Source organism: Sphaerotilus uruguayifluvii (assembly GCF_013294065.1).
GTDB lineage: Bacteria > Pseudomonadota > Gammaproteobacteria > Burkholderiales > Burkholderiaceae_C > Sphaerotilus > Sphaerotilus uruguayifluvii.
Genome location: NZ_JABSNM010000010.1, coordinates 77,871 through 90,834 on the forward strand (window position 1 = coordinate 77,871; position 12,964 = coordinate 90,834).

Below are 12,964 nucleotides of genomic sequence, written 5' to 3' on the forward strand. Positions count from 1 at the left end.
GGGTGGGGGTGAATGGAGAGGCCAGTGTCGCGGCTGCCCGCCCGGCTGTCGTCGCCAGACTGTTGAATCGATCCTCATGATTTTCATGAATGCCACGCCTGGAACCAACAGTCACCAAGCGAGAGCCCCGAAGGCTTGCCACGCCGGAGACGATGTTCACAATCCGGGCATGACTCCACCGACCCCTCCGAGCCTGTCGGCCTTCGTGGCCCCGCCCGAAGGCGACGAGATCGGCGTGCAGCCGGTCGCCGTGCGCACCCGCCCGCCCCGCGGCCTGGGCCTGCGCTGGCAGATCCACCTGATCGTCGCGGCGCTGATGGGCCTGTTCGTCGCCGTGCTGATCGCGCTGCAGATCGACGCGACGCGGCGCAGCGTGCGCGAGGAGATCGTCGCCGGCAACCGGGTCGCCGGACAGCTGCTGCAGCGTGTGGGCTGGATCTACACCCGCGCCGGTCCCGGCGCGCTGGTCGAGTTCCTGCAGCAGCTCGGCCGCGTGCGCGCCAACGACATCCGGCTGGAAAGCGACAGCGGCGAGGTGCTGTTCATGTCGCCGCCGGCCACCTACAAGCAGGGCCGCAACGCGCCGGCCTGGTATGCCGACCTGGTCACGCCGACGCTGCAGCCGCAGGTGATCCGGCTGCCGGGCGGGCAGATGACGGTCTCGGCCGAGCCCTCGCGTGCGGTGCTCGACGGCTGGGACGACTTCGTGCGGCTGGCCGGCGGCGGCGCGGCGCTGCTGGTCGCGCTCAACATCGGCGTGTTCTGGCTGCTCGGCCGGGCGCTCAGGCCGCTGCCGACCATCGTTTCCGGCCTGAGCCGGCTGGAAAAGGGCGACTACGCCGCGCGGCTGCCGGCGCTGCCCGGGCGCGACGTCGGCGTGATCGGCCAGGCGGTCAACCAGCTCGCCGAGGCGATCGAGGCCGAGATCCAGGCGCGGCTGCGCGCCTACGAAGCCGAGCGCACGCTCGAGGAGAGCCGCGAGTTCTCGCGCCGGCTCGAGGCCCACACCGAGGCCGAGCGCCGTGCCATCGCCCGCGAGCTGCATGACGAGTTCGCGCAGTCGGTCACCGCGATCCGCACGCTGGCACGCACCATCCAGACCCGGCTGGGCGAGCGCGACGCCACCGCCACCCAGGCCGCCGGCATGATCGCCGACGAGGCCGCGCGGCTCTACGAGGCGATGCACGGCCTGATCCCGCGGCTGGCGCCGCCTGCGCTCGACGACCTCGGCCTGGCCGACGCGCTGACCGAGCTGGTCGACGCCTCGCGCAGCCGCTTCGGCGATGTCGGCATCGAGCTGGCGCTCAGCGGCCTGGAGCAGAGCCGCTCGCTGCCGACCGAGCCGGCGCGCGCGGCCTACCGCGTCGTGCAGGAGGCGCTGACCAACGCGCTGCGCCACAGCGGCGGCACGCACGTCGTCGTGCGCGCCGAGGCCGACCCGCAGTCGCTGCGACTGACGATCGACGACAATGGCCGCGGCCTGCCCGAGGACTGGGCACGGCGCGGCCACTACGGCCTGCGCGGCCTGCGCGAGCGGGTCGCCACGCTCGAGGGCCGGATGACGCTGGGCGCGCGCCCGGAGGGCGGCGGCACCCGCGTCGAGGCCTGGCTGCCGCTGGAGCGCGACTGGTCGAGCCGCCCGCCGGGCAGCCGCGCCGACACCGACGACGACACTGCTGCAGGACGGGAAACATCGAGATGATCCGGGTGATGCTGGTCGACGACCACGCGCTGGTGCGCATGGGCTTCCGGATGCTGCTGGCCGAGAGCGGCGACATCGAGGTCGTCGGCGAGGCCGACAGCGGCGAGCAGGCGCTGGCGCGCGCCGCCGAGCTGCGCCCGGAGGTGGTCGTGCTCGACATCTCGATGCCGGGCATGGGCGGGCTGGAGGTGCTGCGCCGGCTGCATGCGCGCGGCGGGATGCGGCTGCTGATGCTGTCGGCGCATGACGACAGCGCGCATGCGCGCCGGGCGCTCGACGCCGGCGCGACCGGCTTCCTGTCCAAGCGCAGCGCGCCGGAGACCCTGCCCGAGGCGATCCGGGCGGTCGCGGCCGGGCGGCGCTGGCTCGACGCCGACATCGCGCGCCAGCTCGCGCTGGCGGCGATCGACGGCAGCGGCGCGCATCCGGCCGAGCGGCTGTCCTCGCGCGAGTTCGAGGTCTTCGTGCAGCTCGCGCGCGGCCGCTCGGTGCAGGACATCGCGGCCGACCTGAAGCTGTCGGCCAGCACGATCGGCACCCACCTCTACCACGTCAAGCAGAAGCTCGAGGCCGCCAACCAGGCCGAGCTGACGCTGCTGGCGCTGCGCTGGGGCCTGATCGAGGCCTGAGACCGAGGCGCGGCCCGGCGCCTTCAGTGCGAGGCCGCCGAGGCGGCGCCGGGTGCCGGCTCGTGCGTCTCGATGCCGTGCTTCTCGCCGCCCATGTCGACGTTGCCGCCCTTGCTGAGCATGAACAGCGCCGCCGCGGCGAAGACGATGAAGCCGAGAATCAGTTTCCACATGGTCCGCTGCTCCCCGGGCGTTCAGTCGCCGGCGTAGATGTCGACGTCCTTGGTCTCGCGCACGAACAGCAGGCCGATCACGAAGGTGATCGCCGCGATCGTGACCGGGTACCACAGGCCGTGATAGATGTTGCCGTTCTGGGCGACCATCGCGAAGGCGATCGTCGGCATCAGGCCGCCGAACCAGCCGTTGCCGATGTGATACGGCAGCGACATCGAGGTGTAGCGGATCCGGGTCGGGAACATCTCGACCAGCATCGCGGCGATCGGGCCGTAGACCATGGTCACGTACAGCACCAGCACCGCCAGGATGACGACGATCTTGACCTTGTCGATCTTGGCCGGATCGGCCTTGGCCGGGTAGCCGGCCTCCTTCAGCGCCGCGGCGACGTCCTTCTTGAACTGCGCGATGGCCTTGCCGGAGGCCTCGTCGAACTTGTGGCCGCCGGCGGTCAGCACGCCGGTCGGGGGCACGATCTCCTTGTCGCCGATGCGGATGACCGCGCCGGAGCCGGTCGCGGCCGCCTCGTTGCTGTAGCTGGCCGAGTTCTGCGCCAGCGCACGCTTGGCGATGTCGCAGGGGTTGGTGAAGTCGACCTCGCGGGCCACCGGGCTGCCCTGGAAGGAGCAGGTCGCCGGATCGGCCTTGACCGAGATCGGCACGGTCGCCTGCGCGCGGGCCAGGTCCGGGTTGGCCGCCTCGGTCAGCGCCTTGAACAGCGGGAAGAAGGTCACCACCGCCAGCAGCAGGCCGGCGAGGATGATCGGCTTGCGGCCGACCTTGTCCGACAGCGTGCCGAAGACGACGAAGAACGGCGTGCCGATGATCAGCGAGGCCGCCACCAGCATGTTCGCGGTGGCGCCGTCGACCTTGAGCACGCTGGTCAGGAAGAACAGCGCGTAGAACTGGCCGGTGTACCAGACCACCGCCTGGCCGGCGACCAGGCCGAACAGCGCCAGCAGCACGATCTTCAGGTTCTTCCACTGGCCGAAGGACTCCGACAGCGGCGCCTTCGAGGTCTTGCCCTCCTCCTTCATCTTGCGGAAGGCGGGCGACTCGTTCATCGACAGGCGGATCCACACCGAGATGCCCAGCAGCAGGATCGAGACGACGAAGGGCACGCGCCAGCCCCAGTCGGTGAAGGCCTCCTCGCCGATGGCGGTGCGGGTGCCCAGGATCACCATCAGCGACAGGAACAGGCCCAGCGTCGCGGTGGTCTGGATCCAGGCGGTGTAGGCGCCGCGGCGGCCATGCGGCGCATGCTCGGCGACGTAGGTCGCCGCACCGCCGTATTCACCGCCCAGGGCCAGGCCCTGCAGCATGCGCAGCGTGATCAGGATGACCGGCGCGGCCACGCCGATCGAGGCGTAGTTGGGCAGCACGCCGACGATGAAGGTCGACAGGCCCATGATCAGGATGGTGACCAGGAAGGTGTACTTGCGTCCGATCATGTCGCCGAGCCGGCCGAAGACCAGCGCGCCGAACGGCCGCACGATGAAGCCGGCGGCGAAGGCCAGCAGCGCGAAGATGAAGGCGGCCGACGGATCCAGGCCGCTGAAGAACTGCTTGGCGATGATCGCGGCGAGCGATCCGTAGAGGTAGAAGTCGTACCACTCGAAGACGGTGCCGAGCGACGAGGCGAAGATGACCTTCTTCTCCTCGGACGTCATCGGTGAGTTCGCCGCCCTTGCGTTCACGGGAATGCTGGACATGTCGTGTCTCCTCGACCAGAAGCGGACGCCGCGACCCCACGGCGTACCGGGCGCACTCTCGGAGCCGCTTCTGACCGATTCCTGACACGATTCCAACGGAAGCTGACAGGATCGAGACCAACCCGGAGCCCGGATTCCACGATGCGGCAAATCGCCGCCCTGCCCGGCCCGTCCCCGGGAAAGTCCCGAGAATTGATTTATGCCAACTCCGGCGTCAGGCCGGCCGCGCCGGCCTCGTGCGGCCCGGCAGCCTGAGCCAGACCGCCTCGCGCTCGCCGGCCGACAGCCGCGACCAGGCGGCGATCTCGTCGATCGTGCGCCGGCAGCCCTCGCACCAGCCGGTGGCCGCGTCCATGCGGCAGATGTTGACGCAGGGGCTGGCCGGGCGGACAGGCACTGCCGTCGGCGCCGTCGGCACCAGTTCGTCCGGCACGACATCGAGCACCGGCGCATTGCCGGTCAGACGCACCAGATCGGCCGGAGCCAGCCGGAAGACCGCGTTCGGGTGGCCGGCCGCGGCCCAGATCTCGCCGAAGCGGAACAGCTCGCGGTCGATCAGCACCACCGGCGCCTCCAGATGCGCCAGCGGCGAGACGCCGCCGATCGAGAAGCCGGTGCGCGCCTTGACGAACTCGGCATCGGCGCGGCCGACCGGGCCGGCCTGCGCGGCGACCTTGCGCTCGTCGACGCGGCGGTCGCCCGAGGTCACCACCAGCACCGCGCGCGCATCGGCGCGGCGGCGGAAGATCACGCTCTTGGCGATCTGGCCGAGCTCGACGCCCAGCGCGTCGGCGGCCTCCTGCGCGGTGCGCGCGGCCACCTCGAGCCAGCGCGGCGCATGCGGATGGGCGGCGGCCTGCAGGGCCTGCGCGACACGCTGCACGCCTTCGGGAAGACTGTCTGTGCTCATCGACGGATGGGAAAGAGATTCCGGAATCCGGGCATCTTCGCACACGCCCCGCGGCCCGCCCCCCGGAACAGGGCAGCCCCGCGGGTTGGCCCTGTTGCGATCATCGGCGCATGAGCCACCCCACCTCCTTCGCCATGGATTCCGACCTCGCCACCGCGACCGGACCCCGTCCGCCGCGGGTCGTGATCGACACCGCCGTCGTCGTCTCGGCGCTGGTGTTCGGCGGCAGCCAGTCGGCGCGCCTGCGCCGCGCCTGGCGCCTGGGCTACTGCCGGCCGCTGCTCGGCCGACCGACGCTGCTGGACCTGACGCGGTCGCTGGCCCGGCCCGAGTTCGGCTTCACGCCACACGAGCAGCAGCAGATGCTGGGCGAATACCTGCCGCATGCGCTGAAGGTGCGGGTGCCGGTGGAGGACGCGCGCGACGACACCTCGCCGGCGATGCTGCCCTTCGTGCAGCTCGCGCTGGTCGGGCGCGCGCATGTGCTGGTGACGGCCGATGCGCTGATGCTGACCGCGCGGCCGACCTCGCTGCCCTTTCGCGTGATGGCGCTCGAGCCCTTCCTGCTGATGCTGCGCGACACCGGCATCAGCCCGCAGCCGCTGCGCGCGCCCCCTGCTGCCAGAGCGCCAGCAGCGCCAGCCACAGCGGCGCGGTGAGCATGAAGCCGGCGGTCGACAGCACGATCACCGTGCTGGCCTCGCCCTCGCGGACCTGGTAGCGCTGCGCGAACAGCATCGCGTTGCTGCCGGTGGGCAGGGCCGCGGCCAGCACCAGCACCGACAGCGCCAGCCCGTCGAGCCGGAACACCAGCACCGCCGAGGCCGCCACCAGCGCCGGCAGCAGCAGCAGCTTCATCGCCGCGATCGCGGCCGAGCGGCGCCAGCCCTCGCCCAGGCCGTACTGCGCCAGCGACACCCCGATCAGCGCCAGGCACAGCGGCACGCCCGCCTGCGCCAGCAGGCCGCTGACCTCGTCGAGCAGCCGCGGCAGCGGCAGGCCCAGCGCGTTCCAGCCCAGGCCGGCGAGCACCGGCAGCGTGACCGGATGGATCAGCGACTGGCGCAGGATGGTCAGCAGCATCGCGCCGAGCGGCGGGCGGGCCGCACCGGCCGCCCGAGCCGCGGCCCGCGCCAGCGCGATCTCGGCCAGCACCGTCTGCGCGCTCAGCAGCACCAGCGCGTGCAGGCTGACGATGGCGATGTGCAGCTGCAGCCCGGCCTCGCCGAACATCGCCGCGGCGAAAGGCAGGCCGACCTGCACCGTGTTGCCGAAGCTGGCGGTCACCGCGCTGACCGCCGACGCGGCCGGACCGTCCTGCCGCGCACGCGGATCATCGCGGTCGCGCCGGGCGAAGCTCCACCGCGCCAGCAGGCTCCAGAGCAGCAGCGGCGCGAAGAAGGCCAGCAGCAGCGTCCACGGCAGATGCGCCAGATCCACCTTCGCCATCGACCGGAACAGCAGCGCCGGCACGAAGACCAGGAAGGCCAGGTTGGACAGCGCACGCAGGCCGACGGCGCCGCCGGTCAGCCCGGCACGGGCCGCGCCGAAGCCGATGCCGCCGACGATGAACAGCGCCAGCAGCCGCAGGAAGAGATCGAGCGTCATGCCCGCGCCCCCGTCATGCCGGCCCCCTCCCCGTCATGCCCGCGAAGGCGGGCACCCACGATGAGCAGAAGGCGGCGGCAGGCGTGGGTCCTCGCCTTCGCGAGGATGACGGTGGCGAAAGACGACCGTGGATCGTCGGGAACACTAGGCCGGCGTCTTCTTCGCCGCCACCTTGCCCGCCGCCTTCTTGGCCGGGAACTTCGCCGCGCGCGGCTCGAACTCGAACACCACCTTGCCCTCCTTGCGGTCGTAGGTCAGGAAGGCCTTGAAGGCGCGGCGGGTCTTGTTCGAGATGAAGCCCTCGAGCAGGTCGGTCTTGCCGCTGGCCAGCAGCTTGGTCACCTGCGCCGGCTCGATGGTCTGCTGCAGGATGACCTTGCCGGTCTTGAAGTCGCAGGTCGCGGCGGTGCCGACCGAGCGCTCGCAGACATAGTTGCTGCCGTGCTCGTGCACCGGGCTGCCGCACTTCGGGCAGGCGCCCAGCGAGGGCTGGCCGGACAGGTCGACCGGCTCGGCCGCCTCCTCGGCCTCCTTGCGCGCGTCGTCGCCGAAGTCGAACTCCAGCTTCCAGCGGCCGGGCACGGTGTCGTCGTTCACCAGCTTGAGCTCGGCGGTGAAGGGCCAGCCAGCCTTGGAGCGGAAGCCCTCGAGCGGGCCGAGGTGGTGATCGCGCAGGAAGGCCTCGGCCTCGTGCAGCTCGAAGCTGCGCCCGCCGGGAATCTTGCCGATCGAGAAGCCGCAGCCGCTGCCCTGGCCGTCGGCGCCGGTGCAGGCGAAGCGGCGGTAGTTCTCCTTGATCACGCCGCCGCAGTTCGGGCAGGGCGCCGCCAGCGTCGCGTAGTCGCCCGGAATGGTGTCGCGGTCGTATTCCTTGGCCTTGACGACGATGCGCCGCGCCATGTCGGCGATGCCGTGCATGAACTGCTCGCGGCTGAGCTGGCCGCGCTCCATCTGCGCGAGCTGCTGCTCCCACTGGCCGGTCAGCTCGGGCTTGGTCAGGTCCTCGACCGCCAGACCGCGCAGCAGCGTCATCAGCTGGAAGGCCTTGGCGGTCGGCACCAGGTCGCGACCGTCGCGCAGCAGGTATTTCTCGGTGATCAGGCCTTCGATGATGGCCGCGCGGGTGGCCGGCGTGCCCAGGCCCTTTTCCTGCATCGCCGCCTTCAGCTCCTCGTCCTCGATCAGCTTGCCGGCACCTTCCATCGCGCTCAGCAGCGTCGATTCGTTGTAGCGCGCCGGCGGCTTGGTGCGCAGCGCCGACAGCGCCACCTCCTCGGCCACCACCGTCTCGCCCGGACGCACCGCGACCAGATTGGCGTCCTCGCCGGCGGCCTCCTTGCCATAGACCGCCATCCAGCCCGGATTGACCAGCACCTTGCCATTGGTCTGGAAATGGTGCGTCTGGCCGCCCGCCTCGACCTGCGTCACGCGGGTGGTGACCATGAACTCGGCCGTGGGATAGAACACCGCGATGAAGCGCTTGACCACCAGGTCGTAGAGCTTGGCCTCGATCTCGGTCAGCGCCTTCGGCGTCTGCAGCGTCGGGATGATCGCGAAGTGGTCCGAGATCTTGCTGTTGTCGAAGACGCGCTTGGTCGGCTTGACGTAGCCGGCGCTCAGCGCCTTGGCCGCGTGGCGCGAGAGTTCCTGCAGCGGCCCCGGCATCGACTCGGCGGCGATCATCTCCAGCGTCTGCTTCGCCACGCCGACGTAGTCCTCCGGCAGCGCACGCGCGTCGGTCCGCGGGTAGGTCAGCACCTTGTGCTTCTCGTAGAGCGCCTGCGCGATCGACAGCGTCGTCTTGGCCGAGAAGCCGAAGCGCGAGTTGGCCTCGCGCTGCAGCGTCGTCAGGTCATAGAGCAGCGGGCTGGCCTGGGTGCTGGGCTTGGCCTCCTCGCGCACGCTGGCGCTGCGCCCGCGCACCGCCTCCTGGATGGCCTGCGCCTCGGCCAGCGTCCACAGCCGGTCGGCGCGACGCTCCAGGTCGTCGTCCTTCCTGAACTTCGGGTCGAACCACTTGCCCTCGTAGACCCCGGCCTCGGCGCCGAACTCGGCTCGCACTTCCCAGTAGTCGCGCGCGACGTGCTTGCGGATCTTCTCCTCGCGCTCGACCATGATCGAGAGCGTCGGCGTCTGCACCCGCCCGACCGTGGTCAGGAAGAAGCCGCCGTCGCGCGAGTTGAACGCGGTCATCGCGCGCGTGCCGTTGATGCCCACCAGCCAGTCGGCCTCGGAGCGGCTGCGCGCGGCGTCCGCCAGGCCGCGCATGTCGGCGTCCGAGCGCAGCCGGTCGAAGCCGTCGCGGATGGCCTGCGGCGTCATGCTCTGCAGCCACAGCCGGCTCACCGGCTTCGAGCCCACCTTCGCGCCCAGCGCGTACTGCTCGATCAGCCGGAAGATCAGCTCGCCCTCGCGGCCCGCGTCGCAGGCGTTGATCAGCGCGGTGACGTCCTTGCGCTTGACCAGCTTGACCACCGCGCTCAGGCGGCTCTTGGTCTTGTCGATCGGCGCCAGCTCGAAGTGCGGCGGCAGCACCGGCAGGTGCGCGAAGCTCCACTTGCCGCGCTTGACGTCGAACTCCTCGGGCGCCTTGATCTCGACCAGATGGCCGACGGCCGAGGTCACGACGTACTGGTCGTTCTCGAAATGGTCGTCGTGCTTCTCGAACTTTCCGCACACCGGCGTGAGCGCGCGCACGATGTCCTGGGCGACCGACGGCTTCTCGGCGATGACGAGTGACTTGCTCATGATGAGTTTTGATGCTGATCGAAACCTGGCGAAACCTGCTGCAGCGACCGACCCCGCGTCAGGCTGCTTCATACAATCGGCGCTATACGCGCACGCATGCACGCACATGCACCCATGCACACGCACACACATGCACGCGCCCACACATCCAATCTAACCAGAACTCGCGCCGCCATGCCGCCGAAGAAGACGCAACCGACCGTGACGGTCGGATCGGGACCCGGTCCGGCGGCGGCGCCCGTGGCGCGGTCGCGCCGGCGCATCCAGGTGCGACGCTCCGGCGTGCACGGCCGCGGCGTCTTCGCCGAGGTGGCGATCGCGCAGGGCGAGATCATCCTCGAATACGCCGGCGAGGTGATCGACTGGGAGGAAGCCCTGCGGCGCCACCCGCGCGATCCGTCCGACCCGAACCATACCTTCTACTTCCACCTCGAGGACGGCCGGGTCATCGACGGCGGCGTGCGCGGCAACTCCGCGCGCTGGATCAACCACGCCTGCGATCCCAACTGCGAGAGCGAGGAGAGCGACGGGCGCATCTTCATCCGCGCGCTGCGCGACATCGCCGCCGGCGAGGAGCTGTCCTTCGACTACCGGCTCGTGATCGATGCCCGCCACACCCCGAAACTGAAGAAAGCCTACGCCTGCCGCTGCGGATCGCCGAAGTGCCGCGGTACGATGCTCGGCCCGAAGCGCTGAGCCGCTTGCCCCCGATCCCTCCCGACATCCTCATGAACCGACCGCTGCACTGGGACCCCGAGACGCTGTGGCAGACGCTGGAGCCGCTGGCCCCGGGGCTGAGCATCGAGATCGTGCCGGAGACCGGCTCGACCAGCACCACGCTGCTCGAGCGCAGCCGGCGCGGGCTGACCGAGCCGGCGCTGCTGGTGGCCGAGCGCCAGACGGCCGGGCGCGGCCGGCTCGGCCGCTCCTGGTGGTCGGACGCGGCGCCCGGCAGCGCGCTGACCTTCTCGCTGGGCCTGCGGCTGGCGCCGGCCGACTGGAGCGGCCTGTCGCTGGTGGTCGGCCTGGCGCTGGCCGAGGCGCTGGATCCGGCGGGCGGGCACCTCGGCCTGAAATGGCCCAACGACCTGTGGCTGCGCGGCCAGGACCGCAAGCTCGGCGGCGTGCTGATCGAGGTCGCGCCGCTGGCCGACGCCGCCAGCGCGCACGAGCGCTGGCTGGTCATCGGCGCCGGCCTGAACATCGCGCCGCTGCCGGCGGACGCGGCCGACCCGGCGCTGTTCCGCACCGGACACGCCAGCCTGCAGGAGCTCGATCCGGCGCTGGACGCGCCGGCGGCGCTGCACCGCGTCGCCGCGCCGCTGCTGCGCGCGGTGCTGGACTTCGGCCTGCAGGGCGGCGCGGCCGCGCTGGCGCGCTTCGCCGCGCGCGACGTGCTGGCCGGGCGCCGGGTGCAGGTCGGCGAGCTGGCCGGCATCGCCAGCGGCATCGCCCACGACGGCGCGCTGCTGCTGCGCGACGAGGCCGGCCGTCTGCAGATGGTCCACAGCGGCGAAGCGAGCGTGCGGCCATGCTGAGACCGCTGGTGGTGATGCTCGCGGCGGCCAACATCGGCTTCTGGGCCTGGTCGCAGGGCTGGCTCGACGGCGTGACCGGGCTGCCGCGCGACGGCGACCGCGAGCCGCAGCGGCTGGCCGCTCAGATCGAGCCCGGCCACCTGCAGGTGGTGCTGCCGCCCTCGGCGGCCGGCACGGCCTCCGCCGCAGCGCCCGCCGCCGAGGCCGCCTCCGCAGCCGCCTCCGGCCCGGCGCCGACGGCCGCCCTGCCCGACGATGCCGCCGGAACGTCCTCCGCGCCGCCGCCCCCGGAGGCGGCCTCGGCGCCGCTGCCGGCGCCCGCTCCCGGGCCGGCGCTCGCGGCCGCCCCGGCGGCGTCCGTCGCCGCCGCGCCCCCCGCCGAGCCGCCGCCGGTCTGTCTGGAGGCCGGCCCCTTCAATCCGGCCGAATGGCGCTCGGCGCAGACCGCGCTGCGCCGCGTGCTCGACGACAACCGCTGGACGCTGACCAGCCGCGAGAAGCCCGGCAGCTGGATCGTCTACATCGGCCCGTACAAGAACCGCGACCTGATGGAGCGGCGCGCCGACCAGCTGCGCCAGATGCAGGTCGCCTTCGAGGAAGCCCGCAACCTGCCCGACGAGTACCTGCCCGGCCTGCTGTTCGGCCGCCACGGCAGCGAGTCCGACGCACGCGAGCAGCAGGCGCGGCTGACGGCGCAGAAGATCCGCTACGTGCGCGTCGTGCCGCTGGTGCGCCCGACCGTCACCCACACCGTGCGCATCCCCAAGGCCGACGCCGACATGCGCCGGCAGCTCGCCGCGCTCAAGCCGCGCCTGAGCGGCCACGCCTTCGAGCCCTGCGGGCGCTGAAGGCATGTGAAGGCATGAAAAAGGGCTCCCGAGGGAGCCCTTCGTTCATCAGCAGCGGCAGCGGATCGCCGCCGCGCCCGGCGATCAGCCGGCGATGACGCGCGCCATTTCCAGGCACTTGTTCGAGTAGCCCCACTCGTTGTCGTACCAGGACACGACCTTCACGAAGGTCTTGTCCAGCGCGATGCCGGCTTCGGCGTCGAACACCGAGGTGCAGCTCTCGCCGCGGAAGTCGGTCGCGACGACCTTGTCTTCCGTGTAGCCCAGCACGCCCTTCATCGCGCCTTCCGACGCGGCCTTCATGGCGGCGCAGATGTCGGCGTAGGAGGCTTCCTTGTCCAGCTCGACGGTCAGGTCGACGACCGAGACGTCCGAGGTCGGCACGCGGAAGGCCATGCCCGTCAGCTTGCCCTTGAGCACCGGCAGCACGACGCCGACGGCCTTGGCGGCACCGGTCGACGACGGGATGATGTTCTCGAGGATGCCGCGGCCGCCGCGCCAGTCCTTGTTCGACGGGCCGTCGACGGTCTTCTGGGTCGCGGTGGCGGCGTGAACGGTGGTCATCAGGCCGCGCTTGATGCCGAAGCTGTCGTTCAGCACCTTGGCGACCGGCGCCAGGCAGTTGGTCGTGCACGAGGCGTTCGAGATGATCGCCTGGCCGTCGTAGGTCTCGTGGTTGACGCCGTAGACGAACATCGGGGTGTCGTCCTTCGACGGGGCCGACAGGATGACCTTCTTCGCGCCGGCCTTCAGGTGGGCCTCGGCGGTTTCCTTGGTCAGGAACAGGCCGGTCGACTCGATGACGATGTCGGCGCCGACTTCGTCCCACTTCAGCTCGGCCGGGTTCTTCACCGCGGTCAGGCGGATCGGCTTGCCGTTGACGACCAGGGTGTTGCCCTCGACGGCGACGTCACCCTTGAAGCGGCCGTGCACCGAGTCGTACTTGAGCATGTACGCCAGGTAGTCCGGCTCCAGCAGGTCGTTGATGCCGACGATCTCGATGTCGTTGGCGAAGTTCTGCACCGCAGCGCGGAACACCATGCGGCCGATGCGGCCAAAACCGTTGATACCGATCTTGATGGTCATGGAAGGACT

13 protein-coding genes are annotated in these 12,964 nt (G+C 71.1%); 7 read left to right on the forward strand and 6 right to left on the reverse strand.

Annotated elements, in window-relative coordinates; all coding sequences use genetic code 11:
- Positions 1 to 169 precede the first annotated feature (169 nt).
- Both HNQ01_RS12640 and HNQ01_RS12645 read left to right on the forward strand, forming a co-directional pair.
- Positions 170 to 1,702, forward strand: coding sequence for a HAMP domain-containing sensor histidine kinase (locus tag HNQ01_RS12640; RefSeq protein ID WP_173805805.1), 1,533 nt, complete (start codon positions 170 to 172; stop codon positions 1,700 to 1,702).
- Positions 1,699 to 2,331, forward strand: a complete 633-nt coding sequence (locus tag HNQ01_RS12645; protein WP_173805806.1) for a response regulator — start codon at positions 1,699 to 1,701, stop codon at positions 2,329 to 2,331. The genes HNQ01_RS12640 and HNQ01_RS12645 overlap by 4 nt, the downstream gene beginning before the upstream one ends.
- 23 nt (positions 2,332 to 2,354) lie before the next feature.
- Here the strand turns inward: HNQ01_RS12645 and HNQ01_RS12650 are convergent, their stop codons facing one another.
- Both HNQ01_RS12650 and HNQ01_RS12655 read right to left on the reverse strand, forming a co-directional pair.
- Positions 2,355 to 2,504: a hypothetical protein gene (locus HNQ01_RS12650; protein ID WP_173805807.1), complete on the reverse strand. Its 150-nt coding sequence runs from the start codon at positions 2,502 to 2,504 to the stop codon at positions 2,355 to 2,357.
- A gap of 21 nt (positions 2,505 to 2,525) precedes the next feature.
- Positions 2,526 to 4,217, reverse strand: a complete 1,692-nt coding sequence (locus HNQ01_RS12655; RefSeq protein WP_217427526.1) for an MFS transporter — start codon at positions 4,215 to 4,217, stop codon at positions 2,526 to 2,528.
- On the opposite strand from HNQ01_RS12655, the gene HNQ01_RS12660 reads away from it, so the two are divergent.
- Complete coding sequence (locus HNQ01_RS12660) at positions 4,150 to 4,302, forward strand: hypothetical protein (RefSeq protein WP_173805809.1); 153 nt, start codon at positions 4,150 to 4,152, stop codon at positions 4,300 to 4,302. The two genes, HNQ01_RS12655 and HNQ01_RS12660, sit on opposite strands and share 68 nt — an antisense overlap.
- A gap of 129 nt (positions 4,303 to 4,431) precedes the next feature.
- Here HNQ01_RS12660 and HNQ01_RS12665 read toward each other — a convergent pair whose 3' ends face one another.
- Complete coding sequence (locus tag HNQ01_RS12665; RefSeq protein ID WP_173805810.1) at positions 4,432 to 5,127, reverse strand: YbaK/EbsC family protein; 696 nt, start codon at positions 5,125 to 5,127, stop codon at positions 4,432 to 4,434.
- A 134-nt stretch (positions 5,128 to 5,261) separates the two neighbouring features.
- On the opposite strand from HNQ01_RS12665, the gene HNQ01_RS12670 reads away from it, so the two are divergent.
- Complete coding sequence (locus tag HNQ01_RS12670) at positions 5,262 to 5,786, forward strand: PIN domain-containing protein (RefSeq protein WP_173805811.1); 525 nt, start codon at positions 5,262 to 5,264, stop codon at positions 5,784 to 5,786.
- Here the strand turns inward: HNQ01_RS12670 and HNQ01_RS12675 are convergent.
- Both HNQ01_RS12675 and HNQ01_RS12680 read right to left on the reverse strand, forming a co-directional pair.
- Positions 5,716 to 6,735 carry an AEC family transporter gene (locus tag HNQ01_RS12675; protein WP_173805812.1) on the reverse strand — a complete coding sequence of 340 codons (1,020 nt, stop codon included), beginning with the start codon at positions 6,733 to 6,735 and terminating at the stop codon, positions 5,716 to 5,718. The two genes, HNQ01_RS12670 and HNQ01_RS12675, sit on opposite strands and share 71 nt — an antisense overlap.
- A gap of 144 nt (positions 6,736 to 6,879) precedes the next feature.
- Positions 6,880 to 9,483, reverse strand: a complete 2,604-nt coding sequence (locus HNQ01_RS12680; protein ID WP_173805813.1) for a DNA topoisomerase III — start codon at positions 9,481 to 9,483, stop codon at positions 6,880 to 6,882.
- A 174-nt stretch (positions 9,484 to 9,657) separates the two neighbouring features.
- Here HNQ01_RS12680 and HNQ01_RS12685 point away from each other — a divergent pair, with 174 nt between their 5' ends.
- The 3 genes from HNQ01_RS12685 to HNQ01_RS12695 are packed head-to-tail and all read left to right on the forward strand — an operon-like array spanning position 9,658 to position 11,869.
- Positions 9,658 to 10,179: an SET domain-containing protein gene (locus tag HNQ01_RS12685; protein ID WP_173805814.1), complete on the forward strand. Its 522-nt coding sequence runs from the start codon at positions 9,658 to 9,660 to the stop codon at positions 10,177 to 10,179.
- Positions 10,180 to 10,211: 32 nt separating this feature from the next.
- The gene (locus HNQ01_RS12690; RefSeq protein ID WP_173805815.1) at positions 10,212 to 11,021 is read left to right on the forward strand and encodes a biotin--[acetyl-CoA-carboxylase] ligase; all 810 of its coding nucleotides are present in this window, start codon (positions 10,212 to 10,214) and stop codon (positions 11,019 to 11,021) included.
- Positions 11,015 to 11,869 (forward strand): SPOR domain-containing protein, encoded by an 855-nt coding sequence (locus HNQ01_RS12695; protein WP_173805816.1) that lies wholly within the window; start codon positions 11,015 to 11,017, stop codon positions 11,867 to 11,869. Before HNQ01_RS12690 ends, HNQ01_RS12695 begins: the two co-directional genes overlap by 7 nt.
- A gap of 84 nt (positions 11,870 to 11,953) precedes the next feature.
- Here the strand turns inward: HNQ01_RS12695 and gap are convergent, their stop codons facing one another.
- Positions 11,954 to 12,955 (reverse strand): type I glyceraldehyde-3-phosphate dehydrogenase, encoded by a 1,002-nt coding sequence (gap, locus tag HNQ01_RS12700; RefSeq protein WP_149504728.1) that lies wholly within the window; start codon positions 12,953 to 12,955, stop codon positions 11,954 to 11,956.
- Positions 12,956 to 12,964 lie beyond the last annotated feature (9 nt).